Annotated in this window: 18 protein-coding genes; 8 read left to right on the top strand and 10 right to left on the bottom strand. The window is 71.1% G+C overall.

Going from position 1 to position 23,081, the window contains the following annotated elements; genetic code table 11:
- Positions 1 to 7: 7 nt before the first annotated feature.
- Positions 8 to 1,204 (bottom strand): porin, encoded by a 1,197-nt coding sequence (locus tag ACX114_RS17235; protein WP_459299185.1) that lies wholly within the window; start codon positions 1,202 to 1,204, stop codon positions 8 to 10.
- A gap of 130 nt (positions 1,205 to 1,334) precedes the next feature.
- Between ACX114_RS17235 and ACX114_RS17230 the strand changes: the two genes are divergently transcribed.
- The 3 genes from ACX114_RS17230 to ACX114_RS17220 all read left to right on the top strand — a co-directional run bounded on the left by ACX114_RS17230 (position 1,335) and on the right by ACX114_RS17220 (position 10,243).
- Complete coding sequence (locus ACX114_RS17230) at positions 1,335 to 4,826, top strand: MFS transporter (protein WP_459299184.1); 3,492 nt, start codon at positions 1,335 to 1,337, stop codon at positions 4,824 to 4,826.
- Positions 4,823 to 9,559 (top strand): nSTAND1 domain-containing NTPase, encoded by a 4,737-nt coding sequence (locus ACX114_RS17225; RefSeq protein ID WP_459299183.1) that lies wholly within the window; start codon positions 4,823 to 4,825, stop codon positions 9,557 to 9,559. The genes ACX114_RS17230 and ACX114_RS17225 overlap by 4 nt, the downstream gene beginning before the upstream one ends.
- 72 nt (positions 9,560 to 9,631) lie before the next feature.
- Positions 9,632 to 10,243 carry a glycoside hydrolase family 19 protein gene (locus ACX114_RS17220; protein ID WP_459299182.1) on the top strand — a complete coding sequence of 204 codons (612 nt, stop codon included), beginning with the start codon at positions 9,632 to 9,634 and terminating at the stop codon, positions 10,241 to 10,243.
- 67 nt (positions 10,244 to 10,310) lie between these two features.
- Here the strand turns inward: ACX114_RS17220 and ACX114_RS17215 are convergent, their stop codons facing one another.
- Together ACX114_RS17215 and ACX114_RS17210 are read right to left on the bottom strand one after the other, a co-directional pair.
- Positions 10,311 to 10,724, bottom strand: a complete 414-nt coding sequence (locus ACX114_RS17215; RefSeq protein WP_459299181.1) for a hypothetical protein — start codon at positions 10,722 to 10,724, stop codon at positions 10,311 to 10,313.
- 122 nt (positions 10,725 to 10,846) lie between these two features.
- Positions 10,847 to 11,152, bottom strand: a complete 306-nt coding sequence (locus tag ACX114_RS17210) for a hypothetical protein (protein ID WP_171413765.1) — start codon at positions 11,150 to 11,152, stop codon at positions 10,847 to 10,849.
- 179 nt (positions 11,153 to 11,331) lie between these two features.
- Between ACX114_RS17210 and ACX114_RS17205 the strand changes: the two genes are divergently transcribed.
- Positions 11,332 to 12,783, top strand: a complete 1,452-nt coding sequence (locus ACX114_RS17205; RefSeq protein ID WP_459299180.1) for a hypothetical protein — start codon at positions 11,332 to 11,334, stop codon at positions 12,781 to 12,783.
- A gap of 71 nt (positions 12,784 to 12,854) precedes the next feature.
- Here ACX114_RS17205 and ACX114_RS17200 read toward each other — a convergent pair whose 3' ends face one another.
- A complete protein-coding gene (locus ACX114_RS17200; RefSeq protein ID WP_459299179.1) occupies positions 12,855 to 13,181 on the bottom strand; it encodes a hypothetical protein in 327 nt (108 codons plus the stop codon).
- A gap of 36 nt (positions 13,182 to 13,217) precedes the next feature.
- Positions 13,218 to 14,360 (bottom strand): patatin-like phospholipase family protein, encoded by a 1,143-nt coding sequence (locus ACX114_RS17195; RefSeq protein WP_459299178.1) that lies wholly within the window; start codon positions 14,358 to 14,360, stop codon positions 13,218 to 13,220.
- 222 nt (positions 14,361 to 14,582) lie between these two features.
- Between ACX114_RS17195 and phbB the strand changes: the two genes are divergently transcribed.
- Together phbB and ACX114_RS17185 are read left to right on the top strand one after the other, a co-directional pair.
- Complete coding sequence (phbB, locus tag ACX114_RS17190) at positions 14,583 to 15,308, top strand: acetoacetyl-CoA reductase (RefSeq protein WP_459299177.1); 726 nt, start codon at positions 14,583 to 14,585, stop codon at positions 15,306 to 15,308.
- Between the two features lie 12 nt (positions 15,309 to 15,320).
- Entirely contained in the window at positions 15,321 to 17,159 is a 1,839-nt protein-coding gene (locus ACX114_RS17185; RefSeq protein WP_459299176.1) for a PHA/PHB synthase family protein, read from the top strand.
- Between the two features lie 52 nt (positions 17,160 to 17,211).
- Here the strand turns inward: ACX114_RS17185 and ACX114_RS17180 are convergent, their stop codons facing one another.
- Positions 17,212 to 17,742, bottom strand: a complete 531-nt coding sequence (locus tag ACX114_RS17180; protein WP_459299175.1) for an RNA polymerase sigma factor — start codon at positions 17,740 to 17,742, stop codon at positions 17,212 to 17,214.
- 164 nt (positions 17,743 to 17,906) lie between these two features.
- Between ACX114_RS17180 and ACX114_RS17175 the strand changes: the two genes are divergently transcribed.
- Both ACX114_RS17175 and ACX114_RS17170 read left to right on the top strand, forming a co-directional pair.
- Positions 17,907 to 19,193: an SET domain-containing histone-lysine N-methyltransferase gene (locus ACX114_RS17175; RefSeq protein ID WP_459299174.1), complete on the top strand. Its 1,287-nt coding sequence runs from the start codon at positions 17,907 to 17,909 to the stop codon at positions 19,191 to 19,193.
- Positions 19,194 to 19,228: 35 nt separating this feature from the next.
- Positions 19,229 to 20,188, top strand: coding sequence for an NmrA/HSCARG family protein (locus ACX114_RS17170; protein WP_459299173.1), 960 nt, complete (start codon positions 19,229 to 19,231; stop codon positions 20,186 to 20,188).
- 63 nt (positions 20,189 to 20,251) lie between these two features.
- Here ACX114_RS17170 and ACX114_RS17165 read toward each other — a convergent pair whose 3' ends face one another.
- The 4 genes from ACX114_RS17165 to ACX114_RS17150 form a co-directional block, all read right to left on the bottom strand.
- Positions 20,252 to 20,755, bottom strand: a complete 504-nt coding sequence (locus tag ACX114_RS17165) for a hypothetical protein (RefSeq protein WP_459299172.1) — start codon at positions 20,753 to 20,755, stop codon at positions 20,252 to 20,254.
- 69 nt (positions 20,756 to 20,824) lie between these two features.
- Positions 20,825 to 21,307, bottom strand: a complete 483-nt coding sequence (locus ACX114_RS17160; RefSeq protein ID WP_459299171.1) for a hypothetical protein — start codon at positions 21,305 to 21,307, stop codon at positions 20,825 to 20,827.
- Positions 21,308 to 21,366: 59 nt separating this feature from the next.
- Positions 21,367 to 22,161: an alpha/beta fold hydrolase gene (locus ACX114_RS17155; RefSeq protein WP_459299170.1), complete on the bottom strand. Its 795-nt coding sequence runs from the start codon at positions 22,159 to 22,161 to the stop codon at positions 21,367 to 21,369.
- A 10-nt stretch (positions 22,162 to 22,171) separates the two neighbouring features.
- Positions 22,172 to 23,074: a sigma-70 family RNA polymerase sigma factor gene (locus ACX114_RS17150; RefSeq protein WP_459299169.1), complete on the bottom strand. Its 903-nt coding sequence runs from the start codon at positions 23,072 to 23,074 to the stop codon at positions 22,172 to 22,174.
- Positions 23,075 to 23,081 lie beyond the last annotated feature (7 nt).

Genomic DNA, 23,081 nt, shown 5'->3' with positions numbered 1-23,081 from the left:
CTCCCCTCTAGAAGAACCACTGGATGCGCATGAGGAGCTCGTCGTAGTGGGGGCGGTCTCCGGCGAAGACGTACCGGCTGGCGTTGAACATCCAGCGGGTGGTGGAGTTGAGGTACCAGTTGAGGCCGGCGGTCACCTCCTGGAGTCGCTCCTCGGAAGGCCCGTCATGGCCGGGCAGTCCCTCGAAGCGCAGCCGCGCGAAGCCGTAGCGCAGCCCCAGCTCCCAGGCACCCGCGCCATATCTGTCCGCGCCCGGGTCGAACGGCCGCGCCGGGTCCACGCCCCGCTCCTGCTTCTTCTCGCCCGTCAGCACCCACGTGCCGGACGCGTAGAAGGCCTGGGAGCGAAGCCCCGCCAGGTGCACGCGCCGGTCCTCCTTGCCCAGGTCCGCGGCGGTGAGCCAGTCCTCGCGCGAAGGAGAGAAAAAGCGGGCGTACTCCACCTTCAGCGACGTGGGCCCCTGGAAGGAGACGAAGTCCGCGCCCAGGCGCCATTCGGGCGGAGCGATGAACAGGCCCGTGGCGCCCGTCGCGTACGTCAGCTTGTACTGGGGCGCCGTCAGGAAGGAGAAGCCCGTGGCCAGCTTGCCGCGCGCCTCCTCCGGCAGGTTGTCGCCCAGTGCGTGGGTGGCGCTCACCGCGACGGAGACGCCCTCCGCGGGTGTCACGGCGATGCGGCCCGCCAGCATCTTCCCGCGGTCTTCGTCGCGCGCCTTGCTGCTCGCCTCGTTGAAGAGGCCCAGCCAGTACTCCACGTGGTTGCCGGCCAATTCGCCGTGGAGCGCCAGGTCCTGGTCGTACCGGGGCAGCACCAGGGAGAAGAGGAGGGACTGCTCGACGAAGTCCAGGAAGGTGGAGGAGGTCTCCAGCCACTCGTAGCCGAAGGGGACCTTGAGCCGGCCCGCGCGCAGCCGCAGCCAGGGCGTGGCTCGCAACTCCAACCATGCGTCCTGGTAGAGGGGCGTGTCACGCAGGCCCACGTCGGTGATGAGCCGCACGTCCGCGAAGGGCGCCAACGTGCCGGCCAGGTTGATGCGCGCGCGGCGGACGAGGAAGGTGCTCTGGAGCCCATCGTCGGTGGGCGTCAGCCGCAGGTCCGTCTGCAGGCCCATGCCCACGCGCAGCGCGGACCGGCCGTCGCGGCTCTGGAGGACGGTGGCTCCCGTGGGCGGCGCGGATTCCGCGCGGGCCTGGGGAGCCAGCAAGAGTATTGATACAAAAACAGACATCAAGACAAAGGCACGCAATTGGGGTGTGGGCATGCCCCTGGGACGGCAACATGGATGTCTTTGTGAACCGTTCACACCGGTGGAGCCGGACCGTCCTTGGTAAACCATGTCTGTCCATTCCCTCCGGCACGGGCGCGGGTTGCGCCGGGCCCGGCTTGGCGCCCTCCTCCTGGTGCTGGCCGCCTCGCTCGGAGGGGTCGTCGCGCTGGGGCTGGGCGAGGCGTGGCGCGGGGATGCCCGCCTCCAGTTCGAGCGGCTCGCGGCGCAGGGCGCGATCCTCCAGGGGCCGGTGGAGATGTTCCTTCGCGTGGGGATGGCGCTGGAGCAGTTCACCGGCTTCACCCAACTGGCGCGCACGCTGCGCCAGGCGGACCCCACGCTGGAGGCGGTCCGCGTCCTGGATGACCAGGGCCGGCTGCTCTTCTCCGAACCTCCCGGCCCGGAGGTTCCCGCCCCCCCGGCCCGCCGCGTGACTCCCCTGCCCCACCAGCGCTTCGCGGTGACGGAGGACGCGAACTCCTTCCGCGTGTCGCTGCCGCTGTCGGACCGCTTCGGGGAGGTGGGACGCCTGGAGCTGGTGCTGTCCCGGGAGGCGGTGTCCCAGCGGGTGCTGCGGCGCTGCCAGCCCCTCTTCACGCTGCTGGGCGGATGTCTGTTGTTCCTGGGGACCTTCGTGTGGGGCGCGCAGCGGCTGTGGATGCGGCATCCCCGGCGCTGGCTGGGCGCGGCGTTCGGCGCGGGCTTCCTGGGCCTGACGCTGGCCACGTCCCTGGCGCTTGCGGACCTCTATTCGGACGGGCTGCACCAGCGCACCAGCAGCCTGGCGCATTCGCTGGCGCGGCGGCTGAACGAGGCGGCGCGGCTGGGCCTGACGATCTCCCACCTGCGGGGCCTGGACACCCTGCTGGAGGAGTATCAGCGCACCAACGCGGACCTGGGCTCGCTGGCGCTCATCGCGGATGAGCGGGTGCTCGTCCAGGTGGACGCAGGGGCGGAGCGCACGGGGGATGAGCGCTTCGAGTACACCATCGACCTGGAGCTCACGGAGGGCCCGTGGAACCTCCCCGTGCGCCTGGAGGTCGGCGCCGCGAAGGGCGCGCTCCAGGCTCGGCTGTGGCGCACCGTCCCGGGCTTCGTCTTCCTCTTCGCCGCCTCGAGCCTGTTGGGCCTGCTGGTGCTCGGAGCGCTGGCGCCCCTGCCCCGGCGTGGCTCGGGCTCGCGCGTCTTCGAGCAGCGGACGGTGGGCCGGCTCCAACCCCTTGCCTTCCTCGGCGGCTTCCTGGAGGGGCTCCCCTTCGCCTTCCTCCCCGTCGCCGCGGAGGCCCTCTTCCCGGGCGGTGGCGCCGCGCTGCTCGCCGTCGCCTTCCAGGGGGCCTGCGCGCTCGCGTTCGTCCCCTCCGAGCGTTACGCGCGGCGGGGTCACCTCGGGCGCTGGCTCGTGGTGGCCCTGGGCGTGTCCATCGCGGCCTTCGCGTTGATGGCGTTCACCTCGGACTTGCGCGCGTGGCTGGTGCTGCGCGGGCTCTGCGGGTTCGGGCTGGGGGCGCTGGCCGCCGGGACGCGGGCGTATCTGCTCGCCGCGCTTCCCCCGGGACAGCCGCCCCGGCGCCTCGCGCGGCTCACCCTGGCCCGGGGCGGTGGCCTGCTCGCCGGCATGGTGCTGGGCGCGCTCGTGGCGGCCCACCTGGGCCCGTCCCCGGTGTTCCTGTTCGCGGCCCTCTGTGGACTGGGGGCGCTCGCGTATTCACGGCTCTGGCTGCCCCCGCTGGAGACGCGGGACCGGTCCGCCACGCCTCGTGCCTTCCGGGTCTCCCTCGCGCTTCCGCCGCTGCCTCCAGGGGCGTGGAGTTCGCGCGAGCACCGGTGGGCGCTGCTGTTCGTCGGGCTGCCGTCTTGGCTCGCGCGCGGGGGCGTGCTCGGGCTCGTGTTGCCCCTGTGGCTCGTGGGCGAGGGCAAGGACACGGACCGCATCGGGCAGTTGCTCGCCCTCGTCGCGCTGGGCGCGTTGCTTCCCCATGCCCTGCCCTCGCGCCTCGATGGGAGCCGGCGGCTGCTTCAGGGGGGCGTGCTGGGCATGGGGCTGTCACTGCTCGCGCTCGCGGCCTCCGGCTCGCTGGAGCCCGTCCGCGCGCCGGCGCTCTGCCTGCTGGGAATGTCCCTCGGGCTCGTCCACGTCCCGCTCGACCACCACGTCGAAAGCCAGCCTGTCGAGGGCGTGCGCAGGCGCTCCTGGGCCTCCATCGCTCCGCTGCTCGGCGTGCTCGGACAATGCGTGGGGCCTCTCCTTGTCAGCGCCTTCTGGAAGCCTTCGGAGGATCCGCTCCCGGTGCTCGGCGGGCTGGGCGTCGGGGTGCTGCTGCTGGGGGCCGCCCATTCCTGGATGACCCGGGCCGGCCCGGTCGCGAGGTGCGCCATGCGTGACTGGCTGCTGGGCCTGCTGCTGCTCCTGTGCGTGCCGCTTCCGAGCCAGGCACAGCCGGATGACATCTCCACCTGGGTGGCCCTGCCTCCGGAGACGCTTCGCGGCTGGCGGGTGGAGGCGACCGCGCAGCGGATCCTCATCACGCCCGAGCAGCCCCCCACGCCCCAGGTCCAGGTGCGCGAGGTGCTGGTGCTGCTCACCGTGGCGCAGAGCAGCCTCAACTGGATCCTGGAGGGCATGCTGCCCGTGCTGCGCAATCAGCACGTGCGGGTGGGCCTCACGCTCTACAAGCTCGGCACGGGCCGCGAGGAGCAGGAGCGGATGCTGGCGCTGGCGGACTCCGGCCAGTTCGACCTCATCGTCGCCATGGGCTCGGACGCGACGCGCTTTCTCTACAACCGCTTCGGCAACCAGCCCACGCCGGTGGTGGCGCTGTGCAAGGCGCCGGAGCTGTGGCTGGGCTTCGAGGAAGGCGCTTCACAGCAGGCCAAGCCGGACAACATGGCCTTCGTCTCGCTGTCGCTCTCTCCCGACGTGCAGCTGCACTACCTCCAGGAGCTGCTGGGTCCGTTGAAGGTGCTGACGGTGGTCTACGACCGCCGCAACCAGAGCACGGTGGAGGTGGAGGCGGAGGCCATGCGGCGGCTGTCCGCGCGCGACGGCTTCCAGTTGCTGGAGCTGGCGGTGGAGGGCAAGCGCGGCGCGGAGGAGACGCTCTCCGAGCAGCTTCCGCGCATGGCCCGCGCGATGCGGCAGATAGACCCCGGCGGCAGGCACAGCCTCTTCTGGGTCACCACCTCCTCCGCGGTGTACGACGAGCTGGAGCGCATCGACCGGTACTCCGAGGGCATCCCGGTGCTGGGCTCCGTGCGCGAGGCCGTGCGGGAGGGGAATGCCAGCGCGGTCATGTCCATTGGCGTGCCCTTCAAGAGCGCCGGGCAGCTCAGCGCGCGATACATGCTGGAGGTGCTGGGCTCGCGCCTCCCGGCGTCGCGGCTGCCCATGGGGGTCATCTCCCCGCCGGACCTGGCCATCCATCTGCGACGCGCGCGGCAGCTGGACATCAAGCTGCCCTTCCACTTCCTGGAGCAGGCCAGCTCCCTCTACGACCTGGATGGCCGGCTGGTGCGGCAGGACGGACAGCCCGCCGTGTCTGTTCCGGCGGCCTCGCCATGAGCGCTGGCGTCGCGAGGCCCGCGCCACTGGAGCTGCTGCTGGAGCTGGTGCGCGCGCAGGAGGCGGGCGACCCCTTCCACTTCCGGATGGAGCCGCAGGAGTACCTCTTGCGGCGCGCCCGGGGCAGCTACGCGCGCGCGGCGCTCGACTGGGAGCCGGCGCTCCTGTCGGACCTCGCGGAGCTGGAGAAGCCCCAGCCGGACCGCAACGTGGTGCAGCGTCTGGGAGAGCGGCTGCGCGCGTTCCTGGAAGGCGTGGGCTGGGATGCCCAGGCGAACGACATCGCCGCCGCCGTCCAGGTGGGGCGCCCGGTGCACCTCACCTTCCGCTTCGCCGCGGCGGAGCTGTTCGCGCTGCCCTGGGAGCTGCTCACGCTCGGCACCTCCGGGCGCACCGTGGCGGAGCTGCCCGGCGTCCTCATCCGCTACGAATGGCCCGCGGCCGGAGACCTGCCCACGCCGGGCACCTCCCAGCAGGGCCGCGTCCTCTTCGCCTGGTCCGCCGCCGGAGGCCAGGTGCCGGCCCGGGCGCATCAGCAGGAGGTGAGCGGCGCCTGTCGCCAGGGCGCGTATCCGTTCGAGCCGGAGCGGGACGTCTTGCCACATGTCTCGCTGGCGTCACTGTCGGAGGCGCTCAACCGCCCCGGCGAACCGGTGTCCGTGCTCCACCTGCTGTGCCATGGCGGCCGGCGCGGGCAGACGTATGGCCTGCTCTGGGACGCGTCATGGGAGGGCGGCGAACCGGAGCTGGTGGACGGCGCGACGCTGCGCCAACTGCTCATGCCCCACGCGGCGACGTTGCGGCTGGTGGTGCTGTGCGCGTGCCAGAGCGGCGCGGGCGCGACGGACAACCACCTGGGCAGCGTGGCCCAGGCGCTCCACCGCGCGGGACTGCCCGCGGTGGTGGCCTCGCGACTGCTGCTCTCCGTGCCGGGCTCCGTGGTGCTGACGCGCGCCCTCTACCGCGCGCTGCTGGTGACGCCCGCGTCGCTGGAGGAGGCGGTGGGGGATGCACGGCGCCAGCTGGCGCTGGACACCACCGCGTTGGATCACGTCTCGCTCCAGCTCTACGCGCGCTCGGAGCACGGCGGAGACACGCGCCCGGTGGCGCTGAGGCCTTATCGAGGTCTCCTGCCCTTCCAGCAGGAGGACCGCCGCTTCTTCTTCGGCCGCGAGTCGCTCCAAGAGGAGCTGCTCCAGCGCGTCCATGAAGCAGTGGAGGGACAGCGTCCCCGCTTCCAGGTGCTGGCCGGTGTCTCCGGCAGCGGCAAGTCCTCGCTCGCCCTCGCGGGCCTGCCCCTGGAGCTTCGGGCCGCGGACTGGGAGGTGCGGCTGCTCAAGCCCGGACAGGGCGCGGCGGAGACGCTCCACGAGGTGCGCCAGGTGCCACCGGAGCGCCGGCAGCTCTTGCTGGTGGATCCCTTCGAGGACCTCTTCACCGCGATGGAGTCACCGGCGCGCCGCGACCTGGCCACCGCGCTGTGGAGCCTCGCGAAGGATCCGGAGCGCCGCGTGGTGGTGCTGGCCACGCTCCAGGTGGACTACCTGGGACGCTGCGGCGACCTGGTCGTGGACGCGGAGGGCACGCGCCTGGACGCGGCCGTGTATTCGGACGCCCACCGCCTCTTCGTCACGGAGCTCCAGGGCGATGCGCTGCGAGCGGCCATCGAGGGCCCCGCGCACAAGGTGGGGCTGCGCTTCGAGGCCGGACTGGTGGACCGGCTCCTCCAGGAGGTGGGGCAGGAGCCCGGGTCGCTGCCGCTGCTCCAATACGCGTTGGATCAACTCTGGGAGGAGCGCGAGGGACAGCAGCTCACCCACCGCGCCTACGCGGCCCTGGGCGGCGTCGCGGGGGCGCTGAAGCGGGCGGCGAACCGGCTCTATGAATCGCTGCCTCCGAGCGCGCAGAAGCAGGCGCGCCGGCTGCTGGTGGAGCTGGTGGACTTCCAGGGCGGGCCCTCGCATGGCAGGCGCCGGCGGGTTCGCTCGCAGCAACTGCGCCCCACCCCGCCGGAGCCCCGCGCCGACTTCGACCGGGTGCTGGGCGTGCTGCTCACCGCGCGGCTGCTGACCCGGGAAGAGGACGCGTCGGGCGTGGAGTGGTTGCAGCTGTCGCACGAGTCCCTGCTGCGCACCTGGCCGGAGCTGGAGGAGTGGGCCCGCGCGGACCGCGAGCGCATCCAGCACTTCCGCGAGCTGGAGTCCTGGGCCCGGGATTGGATCGCGCACCGGAGTGCCCCCGATGGCGGCGCGCCCTACCTCTTGTCCGGAAGCCGGCTGGGCTACGCGCAGGACATCCTGCGGCGCTACAGCGAGGAGCCGGGCGAGGACGTCCTCCAACTGCTGGACGCCAGCGTGGCCTCCGCGGAGGCCCAGGACGCATCGGCGCGCCAGCGCCTGGTGCGGCTGCTGATGGCCGCGCTGGTGGTGGCGGTGGGGATGGCGGGGCTCGCGTGGAACGCGCGCCAACTGGAGGCGCGTGCCCAGCGGGAGCGGCAGGAGGCGCAGCACCACGCCCAGCGCGCCAGGGACCTGGTGCTGCTGGACGTCGCCCGGAAGTTGCGGCGGGACAATCCCACGCTGGCCCTGCTCATGCTTCGCGAGGTCCAGGAGCCCGGCCGGCTCCGGGGCTGGGCCCAGGATGTGTCCGGGGTCCTGCAGGAGCCGCTGAGCCGAGCGGTGCTGCGCGGCCACACCCAGGCCGTGGTCCACGTGGAGGTCAGCTCGGACGGACAGCGCGTGGTGACGGCGTCGAAGGACGGCACCGCGCGGCTGTGGCGGACCAGCGGCGAGGGCGCGCCGGTGGTGCTCACCGGCCACGCGGGGCCCGTCTACCACGCCACCTTCAGCCCGGCGGGAGGGCAGCGCGTGCTCACCTCCTCGCATGACGGCACCGCGCGGCTGTGGAACACGGTGGACGGCACGTTGCTGCACACGTTCAGACATCGCGGCGTCGTGCAGTGGGGGGCCTTCAGCCCGGATGGCCAGCGCGTGGCCACGGCCTCGCGAGACGGGCTGGCGCGGCTGTGGCGGGTGGACGGCACCGGCGAGCCGCGCGAGGTGCGGCATCGGGGCGCCGTGCAGACCGTGGCCTTCAGCCCAGATGGGAAATGGCTGCTGACGGCCTCGCTGGACGGCACCGCGCGCCTGGTTCCCGTGGAGGGGACGGAAGGCCCGCACGAGTTGCCCCACCCCGCCCCCGTCACCTCCGCCACGTTCGATCCGGAGGGCACCCACGTGCTGACGGTGGCCCGGGACGGCGTCGCGCGCGTCTGGCCCGTCAACGGCGCCACCGCCCCCGTGGCGCTCAGGGGACACCAGGGCGAGCTGACCACCGCGAGCTTCAGCCCGGACGGGCATTGGGTCGTGACCGCGTCCGTGGACACCACCGCGCGCCTCTTCCGGGCCGACGGACGGGGCGAGCCTCGCGTGCTGCGCGGCCACCAGGGCGCCGTGCGCCTGGCCACGTTCGGGGGGCCGCTGGGCGAGTGGATCCTCACCGTCTCCTCGGACACCACGGCGCGGCTGTGGTCCGCGCGGGAGGACACCCCGCCCCGGCTGCTGCTCGGCCACCGGTCCACCCTGCTGTGGGGCGGCTTCGGTCCGGACGGCAAGCAGGTCGTCACCGCCTCCGTCGACACCACCGCGCGCGTCTGGCGCCTGGACGCGCCCCAGGACTCGCTCCCGCTCCAGACGTCCGCGGGGTTCCTCTGGTCCGTGGCCTTCAGCCCGGACGGCACGCAGGTGGCCACCGCGTCGCAGGACGGAGCGGTGCGCCTCTGGTCGGAGGACGGCCGGGCCACGCACATCTTCCGAGGCCACACCCAGGACGTGCGCTCCGTGGCCTTCAGCCCGGATGGCCGGTGGTTGCTGACGGCCTCGCTGGACGGCACCGCGCGCCTGTGGCCCACGGACGGAAGCACCGCGGGCCGGCGCGTGCTGGCGTCCCAGCGCGAGCCCTTCTTCGGAGCCGCCTTCAGCCCGGACGGCCAGCGCGTGGCGCTCGCCTCCAGCGCGCGAGCCACCCGCATCGTGAGCGTGGATGGGACGCGGCCGCCCGTCGCGCTGGAGGGCCACGGCGACCAGGTCCGCTCCGTGGCCTTCAGCCCCGACGGCCAGCGCCTCATCACCGCGTCTCAAGACGGCACCGCCCGCATCTGGAGCGCGGAGGGGCGCCTCACCGCCACGCTCTACAGCCACGACGACTGGGTCCTCTCCGCGGCGTTCCACCCGAAGGACTCCACCCAGGTGCTCACATCCTCGCAGGACGGCACGGCGCGCCTGTGGACCGTGGAGCACGGCCGGGTGCGAGGCGTGCGCGCGCTCCTGCGCCACGACGCGCCGGTGCCCTGGGCCGCCTGGAGCCCGGATGGAAGCCGCGTCGTCACCGCGTGCGCGGATGGCCGTGCCCGCGTCTGGCTCACGGACGCACCCGGCGAGCCGTACCTCGTCCTCTCCGCGCACGAGGGCGAGGTGACCTCGGCCGTGTTCAGCCCCCGCGCGGAGGAGCCCCGGCTCGTCACCGGCTCCACGGACGGCAGCGCCCGGGTGTGGCGTCCGCGCGAGCCGCTCCCCATCGAGCGGCTCCAGGAGAAGCTCCAGGCGACGAGCTCCGCGTGCCTGACACCCGGCGAGCGGCGCGGCCTGTTGGGCGACCTGCCCGCGAAGGCCCTGGAGGCCAACGCCGCGTGCGAGCAGCGGCATGGACGCGCACCGCTCCCGGACGAGCCCTGAGCCCTCCAAAGGCTCTCACAATCCCGAGACACCCGGCGTCTTCCAGGCACCCACAACCCGGGAGTCCGTCCGATGGCCCTCTTTGGCTTTGGTTCCAAGTCCCCCAAGTCCTCGCAGTCCGACGCGTCCGCCGAACCGAAAGGCGAGACCTTCCAACCGCTGACGCTGGAGCAGATGCGCTCGTTCCTGCCCCGGCTGCCCAAGGCGCGCGCGCAAGAGGTGCTGCCCCACCTGAACGACGCCATGTCCGAGGCGGGCATCAACACCCCGCGCCGCCAGGCCGCGTTCCTGGCGCAACTGGCGCACGAGAGCGCCGAGTTCCGTTACTTCGAGGAGCTGTCGTCCGGCCGCGCCTACGAGCGGCGCAAGGACCTGGGCAACGTCAAGCCGGGCGACGGCGCGCGCTACAAGGGCCGCGGGCCCATCCAGATCACCGGCCGCACCAACTACCGCGCCGCGGGCAAGGCGCTGGAATTGGACCTGGAGGAGAACCCCGCCCGCGCGGCCGACCTGGACGTGGGCTTCCGCACCGCCGCCTGGTTCTGGAACAGCCGCAACCTCAACAAGCACGCCGACAAGGGCGAGTTCGACGCCATCACCCGGCGCATCAACGGCGGCTACAACGGCAAGGCCTCGCGCGACACCTACTACCAGCGCGCGCTGCGCATGCTGGACAAGAAGTGACGCACCCCTGAAACACAAAGAGCCCGCGGCCTTCGGAAGGCCGCGGGCTCCTGGGTCGTCAGGGCATCTACTTGCGCTTGGCCGGAGCGGGCTCGGTCGTCGCTTCCTCCTCCGCGGGGGCGCTGTCGGAGGACTCGGTGGTGCCGCCCGCCAGGTGCTTGCCTCCGGGGCGGAACAGCATGCGCACCGTGAGCTTGCTGGAGTCCTTCTCGTTGAGGTCGTGCAGGCGGGTGTGCTCCTTCTTGGTGCCGCCGCCGAAGATGGAGAACCAGCGCTTGGGCTGCGGCTTGTCCTCGGGGATGTCGCTGTCCTGCTCCGTCATCTCGAACTCGAAGCTGGCGGAGACCTCCAGCTCCGCCACGGAGAAGGAGTAGTGCTTGCGGGCCGTCTCCTCCGCGATGTCGAGCGAGGACTGGACGGCCAGGATGAGGTCGTGGATGAGGACTTGCGCGTGGTCCGGCGTGGGATTGGGCTTTGCCATGGGATGGGATTGGGGAAAGAAGGGTGGATGGCAGGCCGCCACCGCCGGTGCTCCAGGACAGAGCACCGGCGGCGACGGGTGTGTCTTGCTTCAGCGTGTTTCGCCTGGCCAGACGGCGGGCGTCAGGCGCCGCCGCCGGTGCCGCCACCCTGGGCCGCGAGCACCGCCGCCGGCTTGATGGTGCACTTCACGGTGAGACCCATGTGCTCCTTGTAGTCGAGCGTGAGCTTCTCCTTGATGCTCATGCGCCAGACGTTGAGGGCAACGTCCGTCTCGCTCTTGATCTCGAAGTCGCTCGTGAGGTTCACCTCGAAGTAGTACTCGGCGATCGTCATCGGATCCATGCCGGACGACATGAGGCGCTGCGCGGTGCGGGCGGCACCCGCGAAGGCGATGATGTAAGCGGACAGCTGTGCGGCGGACTGCATGGGCGTGCTCCTGGGATTGGGTTGACGGCGACATGCCGGGCACTGCGTCCAGAGGACGCCGCACGCCATTTGTGTGTGAATGCCAACGCCAGACATCCCTGGCTCACACGGCCGCCATCCGGCGCGTCCTGCCGTCACGCGCACGACTTCCCGGGCGCGCACGCCAGGAGCCCCCGAAGATGAGCACGCAGAACGTCGAGCTGTTGTTGTCCCACGCCGATTCACACGAGCCAGTGGCCCCGGAAGGATTGCCCGCCGACGCCGCCACCCAGGTGCCGCGCGACGACGCTGCGCGGGGGCACGAGGAGAGCCACCTGTGGGACGACGGCGAAGACCCCAACTCCCTGCCCGCGCAGCGCTGGGGGCTGGTCGCGCTGGAGGGGCCCGAAGGCGACCGGCTGCTCGCGCTGCTGGAGCCCCTGCGCCGGCACCGGCAGGAGCAGCAGGACGGCCACCCGGTGCGCGTCTACCGGGTGAGCCCGGAGCTGGCGGCCGAGGGGCGGAACCTGGAGGACTTCACCCGCTGGGTGCGCGTCGTGCTGGACGACGAAGCCGTGCCCGTGGAGGACCGGCCCCGCTACCTGCTCTTCCTGGGGGACTTCCACCAGGTGCCCTTCGAGCTTCAGCAGGCCGCGGCCCACGACGCCTACGTGGGGCGCCTGGCCTTCCGGCGCGACGAGGACTACGCAGCCTACGTGGACAAGGTGCTGCGCTGGGAGAACGCCCCTTCCGCGCAGCGCCAGCCCCGCTCGCTCTTCTTCACCGTGCACGACGGCACCGCCGCGACGAGGACGGGCTACCAGTCCCTGGTGGCCCCGGCCATCGCGTCCGCCCGGCAGGCGCGGGAGCTGGGCCGCTTCCCCTCGCGGGACGTGCTGGAGCTGGGCGTGCCGGGAGAGCCCGGCGCCAACGCGCTCCTGGAGCAGGCCGCGCTCCAGGAGCCCACCCTGCTCTTCTCCATGAGCCACGGCCTGGGCAGTCCTCGCGCGGGCTGGCGCAGCACCGACGCGAAGCTCGCGCTCCAGGGGGCGCTCAACCTGGGCGAAGGCCAGCACCTGGATGGCGCGGCGCTGGCCCAGCGGCCCTTCCTGCCCGGCGGCATCTGGTTCCTCTTCGCCTGCTTCGGCGCGGGCACGCCGTCGCGCAGCGCCTTCCATCACTGGCTGAAGCAGTTGCAGGCGGGAGGCCAGTTCAGCGGGAGGCTGGAGTCGCTCACCGCGGCGCTGCCCCGCCCCGGCGAGCGTCCCTTCGTCGCCGCGCTGCCGCAGTCCGCGCTGGCCAACCCCCAGGGACCGCTGGCGGTCATCGGCCACGTGGACCTGGCGTGGACGTATGGCTTCCAGGACCGCGACCAGCGCCAGGGCAAGGTGTCCCGCTTCATGGAGCCGCTCCAGCAGCTGGCACGGGGCCGGCGCGTGGGCCTGGGCCTGAGCTGGCTGTTGCGCGGAGGCCACCAGGCCAACCTGGAGCTGACCACGTTGTATGACCAGGAGGAGGCGGCCCGAAGCGCCGGGAAGCCCTCCACGGTGGATCCGCTGCGCCGCTCGCACCTGTGGATGCTCCGTCAGGACCTGGGCGGCTACGTGCTCCTGGGCGACCCGGCCGTGCGGCTGCCCCTGGCCCCGCGCTGACGGTTGGAAACAACAAGAACCCCGGGCGGCGCATGGGCCTCCCGGGGTTCGGATTCCGCGACGCCCGATGCTCAGGCGGAGCGGTGCCCGCCGCGCTCCACCCCGTGCAGGGTGAGGTTGCGCAGGGTGTCGTCGGCCAGCTCGAAGAGACTGGCCTGCGCCTTCAGCAACTGCTCACGCGCCACCTGCTCCAGCGCGTAGAACGGCGCCAGGGTCTCCAGCGCCTTGCGCACCCACGCCTCGTGCTGCGAGCGCAGCGGCCGCGCGGCGGCGTCCCCCTCCACGAACTGGCGGGAGTACTCGAGCGCGGAGCGCTGGGCGGCGATGGCCTGGTGCAGGGCGCCCCGCCCCAGGTCCATCAGGTGGGCATACGGATCGACTCTCTTCGCTTCAGTCATGGCATTGCTCCTTCGGGTTGTGACAGGTGGCCCCTGCTAGAGGCGGTGGACGACGGCGCCCCCTTCGGCCGGCGACAGGTCCTCGTCACCGAACGCCTGGGGCCCGTTCGCCACGGACTGCGTCCACGGCGAGGTCGCCAGGGCGCGCTTCATGTCCCGGTAGCCGTCCGCCCGGCGCTCCGCGATGGAGGCGCGGGAGAACTCCGCGTCGCTGCTGGAGATCTGATGCTCACCGCGCTGGTACGTCAGGTGGACGATGTCCAGCCGGGGCGCGGGCTTCGCCAGGGGCTCGTCGCTGAACGCGAGCGGCGAGGACGCGGACACATGCCGCGTCACCTGCGTCGCGGTCCGGCGCAGGTTCCACACGGTCGCGAACTGGTCCACCTGCTGCGACGTGCGGCCCGCGAACTGGATGGACTTCATGCGCCAGCTCGCCTCGTCCAGGTTCTGCGGCAGCGGCGCGCGCGCCTCGAACAAATCAATCATGAAGACGAGCGAGTGCCGCTGGGGCGGGTCGTCCAGGATGGCGTTGAGCGGCGTGTTGGTGACGCAGCCGCCGTCCCAGTACAGCTCCCCGTCGATGAGGCTGGGCGGGAAGGCGGGCGGCAGCGCGCCGCTGGCGAGCACATGGTCCGGCCCCAGGGCGCTTTTCGTGTTGTCGAAGAACACCAGGTGGCCGTCGCTCACGCGGGTGGCCCCCAGGCTCAGCCGCGTCGCGCGCGAGTTGATGTATTCGAAGTCCACCAGCCGCCGCAGCGTCGAGCGCATGGGACGGGTGGAGTAGAAGCTCAGCGCCTCCGGCGAGCCCGGCGGCGCGAGCAGCGGGGACACCGCGCGGGGCGCGTAGAAGCCGGGCTGGCCGAAGAGCAGGCTCGTCATGTGGCTGCCCAGGTTGAAGAGCTGGCGCAGGCGGCCCTTGAAGAGCGAGCCCCACTCACTGCCCGGCCAGGACACCTCGCGCCAGAACGCCTCCAGCCGCTCGAGCCGCTGCTCCGGGCGGTTGCCCGCGACCAGCGCGGCGGTGAAGGCGCCAATGGAGATGCCGGAGACCCAGTCCGGATGCAGGCCGGCCTCCTCCAGGGCCTGATAGGCCCCCACGTGGTAGGCGCCCAGGGCCCCGCCGCCTTGAAAGACGACGATGACCTGCGGGCGCTCCTGGGGTGCTTGCGGCTGTGTCATGGATGTCCTCTCGCGGGTGCTGCGGTGGAGTGCCGCCCCGGAGGAGCGGAGGGCTGATGGATCCCAATCCACCCTTCCCAGTCCCCCGCTCCCCGAGGCAGCGCTCCAGGGACGTCCACGCCCAGGCGTTTGTGAATCCACTCAGGCCTTCAAGCTCACGGCTTTCACACCCGGCGGTCGTCCGCGTCATTGAGGCGCAACTTTCAACCCCCGGAGACAGACATGAGTGGACGCGTGGCAGTGGTGACAGGAGGAACGCGAGGCATTGGCGCGGCGAGCGCCGACGCCCTGCGGCAGCAGGGGTACCGCGTGGCGGTCACCTACTATGCGAATGAACAGGCGGCGCAGAACTTCACGGGGCGCACCGGCATCCCGACGTTCCGCTTCGACGCCGCCAACACCGCCCAGTGTGTCGCGGGCGTGAAGAAGATCGTCGACACGCTGGGGCCCATCGAGGTGCTGGTGAACAACGCCGGCATCACCCGGGACGCCATGCTGCACAAGATGACGTCCGAGCAGTGGAACGAGGTCATCCAGACGAACCTCACCTCCTGCTTCAACCTGTGCAACGTGGTGGTGGGTCCCATGCGTGAGCGCGGCTTCGGCCGCATCATCAACATCGGGTCCATCAACGGGCAGACGGGCCAGCTGGGCCAGACGGCCTACGCGGCGGCCAAGGCGGGCATGCACGGCTTCACGCTGGCGCTGGCGCGCGAGGGCGCCGCCCGCGGCGTCACCGCCAACCTCATCGCGCCGGGCTACATCGACACGGACATGGTGCGCACCGTGCCTCCGGACGAGTTGGTGCGCATCCGCTCGCGCATCCCCGTGGGCCGCCTGGGCCGCTCCGACGAGATCGCCCGCGCCGTGACGTTCCTTGCCTCCGACAAGGCCGGCTTCATCACCGGCTCCACGCTCACCATCAATGGTGGGCAGCACATGTACTGAAGGAGGCCGCGAATGGACGCATCCCTGGAGCCCATGCGGCGCGCCTTCCTGGAAGTCCTCCTCCGGCTGGCGATGGACCCCCAGCGGATGCTCGCGGCGGGAATCGACCTGTGGGAACGCTCCCTGCGCGGGGGCGTCCCACCGGAGCCCGCCCCTTCCGCGCCGGACCGCCGCTTTCGAGATCCGGCGTGGAGGGAGCAGCCCTTCTTCGACGGCCTGCGCCGCGCGTACCTCACCGGCGCGGGCTGGCTGGAGGACCTGGTGGCGCGAGCGCCGGGCCTGGACCAACACACGGCGCACCAGGCCCGCTTCTACGCGCGCCAGCTCACCGACGCGCTGTCGCCGTCCAACTTCCCCGCGCTCAACCCGGAGGTGCTCCGCGCCGCGCGCGAGTCCCGTGGCCTGAGCCTGCTCAAGGGGATGGAGGCGCTGTGCGAGGACCTGGCGCGGGGCCAGGGCCGGTTGGCGACGCGCATGACGGACCGGCGGACGTTCCGGCTGGGAGAGAACCTGGCCACCACGCCGGGCGACGTGGTCCATGAGGAGCGCCTGTTCCAGCTCATCCAGTACCGGCCCACCACGCCCACCGTGCACCGTCAGCCGCTGCTGGTGGTACCGCCGTGGATCAACAAGTTCTACATCCTGGACCTGCGCCCGGAGAACTCGTTCATCCGCTGGGCGGTGGAGCGCGGGTACACGGTGTTCCTCATCTCCTGGGTGAACCCCGACGAGACGCACGCGGACGTGGACTGGGAGGACTACCTCGTGCACGGCCTGATCGCCGCGCTGGAGGCCGTCTGCCGCGCCACCGGCGAGGAGCGGGTCTCCACGCTGGGCTACTGCATCGGAGGGACCCTGCTGGCGTCGGGGCTCGCGTGGCTCGCCGCCCGGAATGACGGCCTCATCGCCAGCGCGACGCTGCTCACCACGCAGGTGGACTTCAGCGAACCGGGGGACCTGGGGGCCTTCATCGACGCGCCTCAACTGGAGCGGCTGGAGGCCCACATGCGCGAGCGCGGCTATCTGGAAGGGCTGGAGATGATGACCACCTTCAACCTGCTCCGGGCGAAGGACCTGGTCTGGCCCTTCGTGGTGAACAACTACCTGCTCGGCCGGGAGCCGGCGCCCAGCGACTTCCTCGCGTGGAGCACCGACCCCACGCGCATGCCCGCGCGCGCGCACGCGACGTACCTGCGGGAGCTCTACCTGCACAACCGCCTGGTCCAGCCGGGCGCGCTGTCGCTCGCGGGCGTCCCCCTGGACCTGGGCAAGGTGAAGACGCCCCTCTACGTGCAAGCCTGCCGGGAGGACCACATCGCGCCCTTCCGCTCGGTGTACAGGGGAGCGAGGCACTTCGGGGGGCCCGTGCGGTTCGTGCTCGCGGGCTCTGGCCACGTCGCCGGCGTCATCAACCCGCCGTCCGCGAACCGGTATCGCCACTGGGTCCCGAGGCCCCGTCCGGATGCGTCGTCCGGGAACGCAACCGCGTCATCTGGAAACGCGTCTGCGTCCCACCAAAACGCGGATGGGATTGCGTCACATCCAAACGCAGTCGCGTCACACGGGAACGCGGATGGGATTGAGCCTCGCGGCATGACGGATGTGATTGCGTCGATACAAGACGCGCCAGCGTCCTTCATGGACGCGGATGGGATTGCGTCGCACGCGGACGCGGACGCGTGGCTTCAGGACGCGGTGGAGCACCCCGGGTCCTGGTGGATTGACTGGGAGTGCTGGCAGTCCGAACGCTCGGGCGGACGCGTCCCGGCCCGGGTCCCCGGCGAGGGAGGACTGCGGATCATCGAAGCAGCGCCGGGGCGCTACGTGCGCTCGCGCATCCTTCCGGAATGAGCAGCGCGAGCCGTGCTCCGCCGGTCTGCCCGGACGGAGCACGGACTCGCGCTCAGCGAGGGCACGGCTCTTGCGAAAGGGTGGTCCGAAGGATTCCGTACGCGAGCTGGATGCGCTTTCTCACGTTGCAACTGGTCAACCGGAGCTGTTCCGCGATGTCGGCATAGGACATGTCCTGGAGGTAGCGCATCACCAGGGGCACCCTCAGATTGGTGGGGAGCGCCTGGATGCATTGATGAACCGCCGCCGCGCTCTCGCTCTGGAGCAGGCCCGCGTCGGGCAGTTCCTGGGACTGGGGCTCCGAGGCCTCCAGGTCCTCCATCCACTCCTCGGCGTCGCCCCAGCGCTGGCGCTCGCGGTGGATGTCCATGCAGACGTTGTGGAGGATGCGTCCCAGCCAGGCCCGCGGGTTGAGGATCTTCCCGGGCGATACGTAGTTCTGATGGGCGCGGAGCATCGCGGTGTCCACCGCGTCCTCCGCGTCCACCACGTTCCCTCCCATCAGCCGCAGTGCCTGCTGAAACAACGGCTCCTTGTGCTGCTCCCACACACGCCAGAAAGAGGGATCGGTGTTTTCTTTCACGGTTTCCAGGGCTCCAAAAGTGCATCTGGAAACGGTGCAGCGAGATGTCTGTGAATAACCCTTGACCCATCCCCAAAAGGGCACCCGGGAAATCCACGGGAAATCACAAGCCGTAGCGATCCGCGTCTTCCCGGCGTTCACCCCACGAACGCATGGCGGAGCCAATGAGCGCGCGACAGGAAGCGGAGCCGGACACCCTCGAGGAAGAGAACCCCCTGAAGGAACACCTCGCGCTCCAGTGGAGCAGGCAGGCGGGCGCGAGCTTCCCGAAGTTGTGGGTGGGCCATCTGGAGGGAGAGGAGCGTGGCGTCTTCGCCAAGGTGCCCATCGCGGCGGGAGAAGAGGTGCTGCGGGTGCCGCGCGCGTGCCTGGTGACGCTGGACGTCGCGAAGGCGTCGGACATCGGCCGGCTCATCGACGCGCACGCCCCCGACACGAACGAGGAGTGCTACCTGGCGGCGTTCCTGCTCCAGGAGAAGGAGCGCGAGGACTCGGCCTGGAAGCCGTACCTGGACGTGCTGCCCCGGTCCTTCCCGCACCTGCCGCTGTTCTTCGACGCGCAGGAATTGTCACTGCTCCAGGGCTCCTCCGCCCTGCGCGAGGTGGCGCGGTGGAAGGAGATGCTGCTCGCGCGCTACGCCACGCTGGCGCAGCGGGTGCCGGGCTTCGAGCGCTTCACGCCCGACGCGTACCTCTGGGCGCAGCACGTGTTGATCAGCCGCACCTTCGGCCTCACGTTGGCGGGCAAGCTCACGCGGTGCTTCGTGCCGGTGGCGGACATGCTCAACCACCGGGCCTCGCCGCGCCTGATGTGGAGCAACGCGGAGGACGCTGAGGCCTTCGTGCTGGTGGCGCAGGAGCCGGTGGCCGCGGGCGAGGAGCTGCACATCAGCTATGGCGTCAAGCCCAGCTGCCGGTTCCTGCTGAGCTACGGCTTCGTGCCGGAGGACAACCCGGACGACACGCTGGTGCTCTACCTGGGCGTGCCCGAGGACGCGGTGGAGGCGGAGGCCAAGCGGGAGCTGCTCGCGCTGGCGACTCCGCCGTCGCGGCGCCGCTTCGAGGTGCCGCTGCGCTACGGACATCCCGCCACGGTGGCGATGTTCTCCTTCCTGCGCGTGGCGTGCGCGAACGCGCGGGAGCTGGCCCGGCTCGCCGAGGAGGCCCGCGAGGAGCAGGGCCTGGGCGAGGTGCCACCGCTGAGCGCGGAGACGGAGGAGCGCGTCTTCCGCTACCTCCAGGACGTGTGCGAGGCGCGGCTCGCGGGCTTCGAGACGACGCTGGAGGAGGACGAGCGGTTGCTCCAGGCGGAGGACCTGTCGCGCAACGCGCGCAACTGCCTGCTCTTGCGTCGCGGTGAGAAGCGGCTGCTCCAGGCCTACGCGGGCCTGGCGCGCGCCTTCCTCCCCGCGCCGAGCCCCACCCCGCCCTCCCCCGCCGTGGGCGGATGAGCCGGCTTCATTCCCAGACTTCAGGACGACAGGACATGACCATGGACAAGAAGATCATCGCGGTGGTGGGAGCAACGGGCGAAGAGGGAGGCAGCCTCGCGCGCGCCATCCTCGCGGACACGCAGGGCGAGTTCACGGTGCGCGCGCTCACGCGCAAGCCAAACTCGGAGCTGGCGCGCCGGCTGGCGAAGCTGGGCGCGGAGGTCGTCGCGGCGGACGTGAGCGACGCCAAGAGCCTGAAGGCCGCGTTCACCGGAGCGCATGGCGCCTTCTGCGTCACCAGCTACTGGGAGAAGCCCGACCCGGAGCGAGAGCTGGCGCAGGCGCGGACGATGGCGCACGCCGCGAAGGAGGCGGGCGTGGCGCACGTTATCTGGTCCACCCAGGAGGACACCCGGCGCCTCATCCCCGCGGAAGACACGCAGATGCCCATGCTCAAGAAGCATTATCGTGTTCCGCAGTTCGACGTGAAGGGCGCGAGCGATGCGTACTTCACCGGCCTGGACCTGCCGGTGACCTTCGTGCGCGGCTCGTTCTCATGGGAGAACCTGCTGTCGTTCGGACTGGGCGGAAAGCGCAACGCGGACGGCACGTTCGACTTCGTGCTGCCCACGGGAGACCGGAAGCTGCCTGGCATCGCCACGGAGGACGTGGGCGGATGCGTCTACGGCCTCTTCCAGCGCGGGCCGGAGGCCTGGGCGGGACGGACGGTGGGGCTGGCCAGCGAGCACGTGACGGGCCAGGAGATTGCCCGGACGCTGAAGCAGGTGCTGGGACAGGAGGTCGTCTTCCACTCCATCGAGCCGGAGGTCTACCGGACGTTCAACTTCCCCGGCGCGCCGGAGCTCGCGAACATGTTCCAGTTCATGCGGGACTTCTCCGCGGAGTACTGCGGCGCCAGGGACCCCGGGCTCACGCACGAGCTGAACCCGCAGGTGCAGTCGCTGGCCCGGTGGATTGAACGCAACAAGGCCCGCTTCGTGCGCGCGGCGTGATGCGCGCCAGGCCCTGCCTCCCGGTCTCGCGGAGGCAGGGCGTCCTTCAGACTCCGAAGGCTTTCAGACCGAGATCTCCCGGCCGCCCCCACCCACCCCGGGAGGAGGCGGCGGAGGCCCCTTGTCCCAGCCATCCTTCCAGAAGAGCCCCATCGCGCCCTGGCAGCTGAGGAAGAACAGCGCGGGGGTGACGATCTGCTTGGGCAGGTACTTCACGAGCCCCTTGCCCAGGACCCAGCTGAAGGCCGAGCCGCCGACCAACTGCCCCACCTGCTGCTTCGTCCAGTCGATGGTGTTCTGCTGAGCCTCGGGAGGCAGCGCGTTCCAGATCGTCGTGACGATGGTCGGATCGACCTTCAGCCCCGCGGCGTACCGGAACCCGGCCTTCAGCGCCCGGGCGGTGAGCAGGTTGTGGTACTGGATGACCTGCTGCTGCTGGGGGCCCTGCAGGCCCAGCTGCCCGAGCGTGCGAAGCCCACCGACGAACAGCTGGGGGGGCTTGCCCGCGAGGCCGTAGTAGATGCCCCAGAAGAACGGATACTGCTTCTGCTTGTCGTCACCGCTCACGGTCTTGTCTCCTTGGATGTGGGAGGTGCCTCCCACGGAGAAGACGGTGAAGCGGTGCGCGCGTGAAGCTCAGGGCTCGAGGAAGCCGCCGCGCACCCAGGCGTTGGCGGTGTCCCGGGTGAACTTGAAGTTCGGCGGCACGCGATGCTTCGCGACGGTCGCGCCCGCGTCGTCGATGGCGGAGAGCAGCGCGTGCGGGTCGTACTCATCCGGCACGAGCTCGAGCCGGACCTCGTACCACTTCCCCTCCCAGGCGATGGAGAGCTTCTTGGTCATGGCCTGGTCGCGCTGACGCGCGGAGCGATCCAGCACCTCCGACGCCGTCTTCACGAAGGTCGCGAACGCCGGCGCATCGAAGGGCTTGGGGTTCTTCTTGTCGCGGCCCATCACCCACGGGCTGATGAGGACGGGCTCGGGGATCCCCTGCTTGCGGATCTCCACGGCCCAGCCGTCGTCATCCTCGTTCTTGATGACCCTGGCCGCCCATCCGTTCTTCTTCCAGAACGTGGGCTCCATGACCTCGGGTTCGGCCGGCGTTTGCTCGTTGCTCATGGGCGCTTCTCATAACTCCAGCCTCTGACGAAGTCCCCCTCCACGTGCCGGAGCCGGGGTCATTCGCTCAGGAACTCTTCAAGCGCCCGGGCGAGCGCCTTGGGGTCCACGGCATGCGTCTGTCCCTCCAGCGTCCGGTGGCGTGCGCTGGGGATGGCCCGCGCCAGGGTCTGGTTCGCTTCACGCATCCAGCCCGGGCTCGCGCCTCCGTCCATGACGAGCGTCGCCGCGCGGACGGCCGGCACCTGCTCGAGGCGCGAGGGGCCACGGGCCGTGATGAGCAGGTCATGGCTCAGCGTGTGCGCGAGGTGCTCGAGGCCCGCCCACATCGGCGCCTTGCGCAGCTGCGCGACGGCTGGCGCGGGCATCTGCATCACCTTCGTGAAGTACAGCTCGACGGCCTCCGAGCGCCGGTTCCCCCGGGCGGCCTCATCCAGCTGCTTCGCCAGGTCTTCGAACGCCCGGGCCCGGCCCGCATCGAGGATGACGGGGGGCTCATAGACGACCAGCCTGGGAATCGGGAGTCCGAGGGCCGCGGCATCGAGGGCAAGCAGGCCACCCGACGAGTTGCCGAACACGGCGGCGGATCCACCGGCGGCGGTGATGAGTGCCGCGAGGTCCTCCTCTTCCCGCTCGGGCGCATGGGGCGGTGTGTCCCCGCTGTCCCCACGGCCGCGCCGGTCATAGGAGAACACGGTGAAGCGATGGGCCAGCAGGGCCGCCAGCGGTGTTCCCGAGGTCGGCGCGGTGCGGTCGCAGAACGCTCCGCCCACCAGGATGAGCGGCGGGCCCTCGCCGGTGGTTTCGAACGCGATAGGCGTCCCATCGGCGGACGTGACGGTGTGAATGCTCATGGCAGCTCCTTCAGGATGAGGCCTCGGGACGGTAGCCGTGCGTGCGGAAGGGCACGTCGAGCTCGCGACAGACCTCGGTCAAGACCTCGGGCGAGTGGTAGTAGTTCCGCAGCCGTGAGATGCGGTCGCCGTCCAGCTCGACCCGCACGACGGCATGCACTTCCTCGCCCGACCACCAGAGGAAGAGCGATTCGCCGCGATGCGCGCGGAGCTCGCAGCGAGGTGGCTCCACGAGCACGAAACCGCCCTCGGGGCAGCCGAAGAGCGTGCCCTGGAGCGAGCCCTCCCGGACCGCCTGGGCCCCGGACTCGGTCTTGAACCCCGGGTACTCCAGGGTCGCCGTATCGAGCAGGAGCGCCGTGAGACGATCGAGGTCCCGAGCGTTGAAGGCGTCGCAGAAGGCGTTGAGGACGGCGGGAGCCACCGGCGCGGGCGCATCCGGTTCAGGCGTCAGCAGCTTCGCCCGCCCCCGGTGCAGGGCGGCCTTGATGGCTCCGGTCGTGGTGGAGAGCACCTCGGCGGTCTCCTCGAGTGACAGCCCGAAGGCATCCTTGAGCACGACCGAGGCGCGCTCTTGCGGCGAGAGTTGCGAGAGCAGCGTCCCGGCGGCCTCACGCGTCGCGCGAGGCTCGGCGTGCGTCGTCGGCTCCGGGACCTCGATGCCATCGGAGGCCGGGACCTCTCGCGCCTGCCGCATCCGGTTGAGCCACAGGTTGCTCGCGATCCGGAAGAGCCACGCCCGCGTGCTGCGCGGCGGCTCCGCCATGACGGCGAGGCTCGCGAACGCCCGGGCCATCGTCTCCTGGGCCATGTCCTCGGCATCCCAGGGGCTGCGCGTCAGGTGCCGGCAATACCGGTAGAGGTCCGGGCGGAGGGGCTCGTAGGTCTCCAGAAAACGGTGCTGGGTGCTCATGCCGGAG

The sequence above is a fragment of the Corallococcus sp. M7 genome (genome assembly GCF_054512695.1).
Note: the sequence above shows the minus strand (reverse complement) of the source record. Positions and strands in the feature narration are given on the sequence as shown.

What these genes read in the sequence shown, in the direction of transcription:
- ACX114_RS17230 (WP_459299184.1), top strand. Translation starts at nt 1,335, where the DNA reads ATGTCTGTCCATTCCCTCCGGCACGGGCGCGGGTTGCGCCGGGCCCGG.
- ACX114_RS17225 (WP_459299183.1), top strand. Translation starts at nt 4,823, where the DNA reads ATGAGCGCTGGCGTCGCGAGGCCCGCGCCACTGGAGCTGCTGCTGGAG.
- ACX114_RS17220 (WP_459299182.1), top strand. Translation starts at nt 9,632, where the DNA reads ATGGCCCTCTTTGGCTTTGGTTCCAAGTCCCCCAAGTCCTCGCAGTCC.
- ACX114_RS17215 (WP_459299181.1), bottom strand. Translation starts at nt 10,724, where the DNA reads ATGGCAAAGCCCAATCCCACGCCGGACCACGCGCAAGTCCTCATCCAC.
- ACX114_RS17210 (WP_171413765.1), bottom strand. Translation starts at nt 11,152, where the DNA reads ATGCAGTCCGCCGCACAGCTGTCCGCTTACATCATCGCCTTCGCGGGT.
- ACX114_RS17205 (WP_459299180.1), top strand. Translation starts at nt 11,332, where the DNA reads ATGAGCACGCAGAACGTCGAGCTGTTGTTGTCCCACGCCGATTCACAC.
- ACX114_RS17200 (WP_459299179.1), bottom strand. Translation starts at nt 13,181, where the DNA reads ATGACTGAAGCGAAGAGAGTCGATCCGTATGCCCACCTGATGGACCTG.
- ACX114_RS17195 (WP_459299178.1), bottom strand. Translation starts at nt 14,360, where the DNA reads ATGACACAGCCGCAAGCACCCCAGGAGCGCCCGCAGGTCATCGTCGTC.
- phbB (WP_459299177.1), top strand. Translation starts at nt 14,583, where the DNA reads ATGAGTGGACGCGTGGCAGTGGTGACAGGAGGAACGCGAGGCATTGGC.
- ACX114_RS17185 (WP_459299176.1), top strand. Translation starts at nt 15,321, where the DNA reads ATGGACGCATCCCTGGAGCCCATGCGGCGCGCCTTCCTGGAAGTCCTC.
- ACX114_RS17175 (WP_459299174.1), top strand. Translation starts at nt 17,907, where the DNA reads ATGAGCGCGCGACAGGAAGCGGAGCCGGACACCCTCGAGGAAGAGAAC.
- ACX114_RS17170 (WP_459299173.1), top strand. Translation starts at nt 19,229, where the DNA reads ATGACCATGGACAAGAAGATCATCGCGGTGGTGGGAGCAACGGGCGAA.
- ACX114_RS17160 (WP_459299171.1), bottom strand. Translation starts at nt 21,307, where the DNA reads ATGAGCAACGAGCAAACGCCGGCCGAACCCGAGGTCATGGAGCCCACG.
- ACX114_RS17155 (WP_459299170.1), bottom strand. Translation starts at nt 22,161, where the DNA reads ATGAGCATTCACACCGTCACGTCCGCCGATGGGACGCCTATCGCGTTC.
- ACX114_RS17150 (WP_459299169.1), bottom strand. Translation starts at nt 23,074, where the DNA reads ATGAGCACCCAGCACCGTTTTCTGGAGACCTACGAGCCCCTCCGCCCG.